This is a genomic window from Streptomyces capoamus (assembly GCF_014654935.1).
Lineage (GTDB): Bacteria > Actinomycetota > Actinomycetes > Streptomycetales > Streptomycetaceae > Streptomyces > Streptomyces capoamus.
In genome coordinates this window covers 159,189-163,633 of record NZ_BNBF01000008.1, presented here as the reverse complement: position 1 = coordinate 163,633, position 4,445 = coordinate 159,189, and the positions used below count along the sequence as shown (strand labels likewise).

Sequence of the window (4,445 nt, the reverse complement as noted above, 5' to 3'; positions counted from 1 at the left end):
GCCGGCTGCTGTGCATCGCTCCCGGCCACGAGGACGAGGTCCTGCCCTACTTCGCCAAGCAGGCCCACGCCGCCACCGACGGCGGCACGGTGGCCATCGGCCGCCCGCAACCCGGCCCCGGCGGGGTCGTCCAGTCGTACGAGGAAGCCCTGAACGCCCTCGAACTGGCGGAGCGGCTGGGCCTGGACGACCCGGTCCTGCGCGCCGCCGACCTACTCGTCTACCCCGTCCTGACCCGCGACCGGCAGGCCATGGCCGACCTCGTCCTCGGCACCCTCGGCCCGCTCACCACGGCCCGCGGCGGCGCCGAGCCGCTCCTGGACACGCTCACCGCCTACTTCGACTCCGGCTGCGTCGCCGCCGAGGCCGCGCGCCGGCTCTCGCTCAGCGTGCGGGCCATGACCTACCGCCTGGACCGCATCCACAAACTCACCGGCGCCAACCCCGCCGACCCGGCCCACCGCTACATGCTGCAGACCGCGGTCATCGGCGCCCGGCTGCTCGGCTGGCCGGCCAAGGACCTCTGACCGGGACCGGAGTCACGGGGCTGCGGCCGGCGGCCCTGGCTGCCGCGTCGGCAGGAACGGACGCGCGACGGAATCCTCGCCCATCACCGCAGCCTCGCTGTCGCCCGGCTCTTATGACAGGTGGCCCTCTCACGTCAGCCGCGCGGTCAGGGCCGGGCCGGCTCGCTCTCGGGCAGCCGGGCGCGCAGCGTGGCAGCGAAATCCTCGGCGCGGGAGAGCTGGACGCGCAGCTTCTCCACCTGCTCCGCCGCGGTCCGCTCGTACGCGCGCACGCGCTCCAGGAGCGCCTCGCGCTCATCCCCGCCCAGCTCCTCGGCCGCGTCCAGTCGGTCGGTGGCCTCCAGCAGGTCGCGCATCTGGTCCAGGGTGAAGCCGAGCGGCTTCATCCGCCGGATGACCATGAGGCGGGCGACGTCGTTCTCGGTGTAGAGGCGGAAGCCGCCCTGGGAGCGGGCGGAGGGCACCACCAGGCCGGTCTCCTCGTAGTGCCGGATGGTGCGCAGGGACAGCTCGGTGCGCGCGGCGACCTCGCCGATCTGCATGTGCTTGCCGTCCACGTCCCTGCTCCTGGTCTTCCCGTCGAAGGCGGTACCTCGTCTCGCGAGGCCACCCATCCCTACCCTAACGTTAGGGTAGGGTTTCTGGTGGTGCGGGCGAAGTGGTGCGCTCTTGCCGTGCCGAGACCGACGCCGGCCCCGGCGACGTTCCGATTCTGGCAGGAGTTCCGCGTGCGTGAGCCCATGGCATCCGGCGCCGCCGCCTGCCCACCGTGACGCATCGCTTCCGGACGTGAGCGCGGCGCGCCGACGCGCCGTTCCGTCTCCGTCCCCCTCTTCGTCTCCGTCCCCCTCTTTGACTTCCGGTTCCGCAGCACGGGGCCGCCCGCGGGTTGCCGGTCCGGCTCCTCCGTATCCTCCCGTCCGCCGGCCCGCAGAGCGGGGCGTGCCCGAACTCGACAGGCAGTTGCTTTCTTGTCCTCTTCCGTTGCGTCCCCCGCCGCGCGGCTGCGCGGTCTCAAGCCCGACTGGTTGTCCGATCCGAAGATCTGGCGCACCGAGGTCCTCGCCGGCCTGGTCGTCGCCCTGGCGCTCATTCCGGAGGCGATCTCGTTCTCGATCATCGCCGGGGTCGACCCGGCGATCGGCCTGTTCGCCTCGTTCACCATGGCCGTGACCATCGCGATCGTGGGCGGCCGACCGGCCATGATCTCCGCGGCCACCGGTGCGGTGGCCCTGGTCATCGCCCCGATGAACCGGCAGCACGGTTTCGGCTACCTGGTCGCGACCGTGATCCTCGCAGGCGTCTTCCAGATCGCCCTCGGGGCCCTCGGCGTCGCCAAGCTGATGCGGTTCGTACCGCGCAGCGTGATGGTCGGCTTCGTCAACTCCCTCGCCATCCTCATCTTCATGGCCCAGTTCCCGGAGATGACGAACGTGCCATGGGCCGTCTATCCGCTGATCGCGGGAGGTCTGGCGCTGATGGTGTTCTTCCCGAAGGTCACCAGGGTGGTCCCGGCACCGCTGGTGTCCATCGTCATCCTCACCGTCGTCACGGTGGCGGCCGGGATCGCGGTGCCGACCGTGGGCGACAGGGGTGCGCTGCCGTCCTCGCTGCCCGTACCGGGCCTGCCGGACGTGCCGTTCACCCTCGACACGCTCACCACCATCGCCCCGTACGCGCTCGCCATGGCCTTGGTCGGTCTGATGGAGTCGCTGATGACCGCCAAGCTCGTCGACGACATCACCGACACCCGCTCCTCCAAGACCCGCGAGTCCATCGGCCAGGGCATCGCCAACATCGTCACCGGCTTCTTCGGCGGCATGGGCGGCTGCGCCATGATCGGCCAGACCATGATCAACGTACGGGTGTCCGGGGCTCGTACCCGGCTGTCCACATTCCTGGCCGGGGCGTTCCTCATGGTGCTGTGCGTCGCCTTCGGGCCGGTCGTCTCCGACATCCCCATGGCCGCGCTCGTCGCCGTGATGGTCATGGTGTCGGTCGGCACCTTCGACTGGCACTCCATCGCGCCGAAGACACTGAAGCGGATGCCGGCCGGGGAGATCACCGTCATGGTGGTCACCGTCGCGTGCGTGGTCGCCACCCACAACCTCGCCATCGGTGTCGTCGTCGGCTCGGTCACCGCGATGGTCGTCTTCGCCAGGCGCGTCGCCCACCTCGCCGAGGTCACCGCCGTCACCGACCCCGACGGCACCACGGTCGTCTACCAGGTCACCGGGGAGCTGTTCTTCGCCTCCTCCAACGACCTCGTCGGCCGGTTCGACTACACGGGAGACCCGAAGAAGGTCGTCATCGACCTCTCGGCCGCCCACATCTGGGACGCCTCCTCCGTCGCCGCCCTGGACGCCATCGAGACGAAGTACGCCCAGCGCGGCAAGACCGTCGAGATCACCGGCCTGAACGACCCCAGCGCGCATCTGCACGGCAGGCTCAGCGGCGAACTGACCGCCGGCCACTGACGCACGCCGCCGGCAGCGGCTGCACTGTGACTCCGGACATCGAGCGATTTCACCGGAGCGCTCCCGTGGACGCGCACGGACAGGGAGCGGCCTCTCCCCCGCATGGGACGAATCCGGGAGGAGATGTTCTGCCGGAGCCCCTCGGGCACCGCACCGACGGGATAACACCAGGTCAGGCGCCGGTGCTGAGAAATCGGCACCGGCCCTGACTTGCTTTGTGCCCCGTGCTGGGAGCCATTCGGGAGCCGACTTCCGGAACCGGCTCCCCAGCGGCTCCCCGCGAGCGGCCGTCCGCGCCGTCCAGCCCACTCTCTGCATCTCACGCAGAGGAAAGGTCATCCCTACGGTTGTGCGCGGCCGATCACAGACGGTACGACGATCGCCATGCACCCTTGGTCTCCGTTAAATGACCGGCAGCTCGCCCTCCTCACCCGCATCGGTGACGGAGCCGACCCCGTCACGTCGGACAGCCCGGAGCTCGCCGTGACAGCCCGGGCGCTCAAGGAGCGGCGTCTGATCACCATGCCCAAGCAGGATGGGAAGTGGCAGGCGGAGATCACTGACGCGGGGCGCTTCTACCTGGAACACGGCCATCACCCGGACCGGCCGGAAGCGGCGCCGCGCAAGCAGCGGTCGGCGGGTTCCGAGCAACGGACACGGCCTGCCCCTCCTCCGCAGAAGCAAGACACAGCTCCGTCCACGACGCAGCCGGCGCCGCAACGCGCCGCCACGCCCCCGCAGGCGTCGTCGGCGGAAATCGGGGCCGCCTTGATCGCGGAAGTACAGCAGGCTGGGCGGTTCCTCCGCATCCCGAACCCCAGCGACCAGGAGCGAGCCCGCTACCGCAGGGCCTTCGACGCAGCCCGGCAGTGTGCGCCCGAGGGGTACCACCTGAAGTACAGCGGCCGGGCGAAGGGGGACTTCTTCCTCGGTCTGCTCAGGGTGTCGGGTGAGGACGACACCGAGTGGAACCGGATCCGGCTGGCGCGCAGCCGGGTGATCAGCGATGTCGAGGACGTGGTCGCCGCCGTCACAGCGGACCACAGCGCCTTCGAGATCTCGGAGGAGGTCCTGCCCCGAGTTATCTCGCTGCTCCGGCTCCTCGCCGAGCAGGCACTCGGCCGCCACGGCGAGATCACTGTGTCCAAGAAGCGCAAGCAGCCCAGGCCCCTGCTGACCGTCCACGGCAGGACGTACGAGGTCGGCTTCCGCGAGCGGCAGAGGCAGGTCCGGTACGTGCCCAAGCAGCCGGGCCGACGTACGTACGGCTGGCAGCGGGTGACGCCGACGCACAGGTTCGAGCCATCCGGCGAGCTGGAACTGCTGATCAGCCAGCACTCGGGCTACGGCTACGGCCACAGCTACGGCTGGAAGAAGGAATGGGCCGACACCGCCAAGAAGCCGTTGGAGGAGCAGGTCGGTTCGGTGTTGCGGGCGCTGA

3 protein-coding genes and 1 pseudogene are annotated in these 4,445 nt (G+C 70.1%); 3 read left to right on the top strand and 1 reads right to left on the bottom strand.

Translation table 11 applies throughout. From position 1 onward, the window contains the following. On the top strand, positions 1-527 hold a 527-nt coding region (locus tag IE312_RS40185; RefSeq protein WP_229899790.1), incomplete at its 5' end, for a PucR family transcriptional regulator. A 146-nt stretch (positions 528-673) separates the two neighbouring features. Here IE312_RS40185 and IE312_RS15295 read toward each other — a convergent pair. Next, positions 674-1,084, bottom strand: coding sequence for a MerR family transcriptional regulator (locus tag IE312_RS15295; RefSeq protein ID WP_189982077.1), 411 nt, complete (start codon positions 1,082-1,084; stop codon positions 674-676). 414 nt (positions 1,085-1,498) lie between these two features. Between IE312_RS15295 and IE312_RS15290 the strand changes: the two genes are divergently transcribed. Next, positions 1,499-3,004: a SulP family inorganic anion transporter gene (locus IE312_RS15290; protein ID WP_189982075.1), complete on the top strand. Its 1,506-nt coding sequence runs from the start codon at positions 1,499-1,501 to the stop codon at positions 3,002-3,004. Between the two features lie 384 nt (positions 3,005-3,388). Further along, positions 3,389-4,445 (top strand): annotated as a pseudogene (locus IE312_RS40180) (PE-PGRS family protein); the annotation flags it as partial.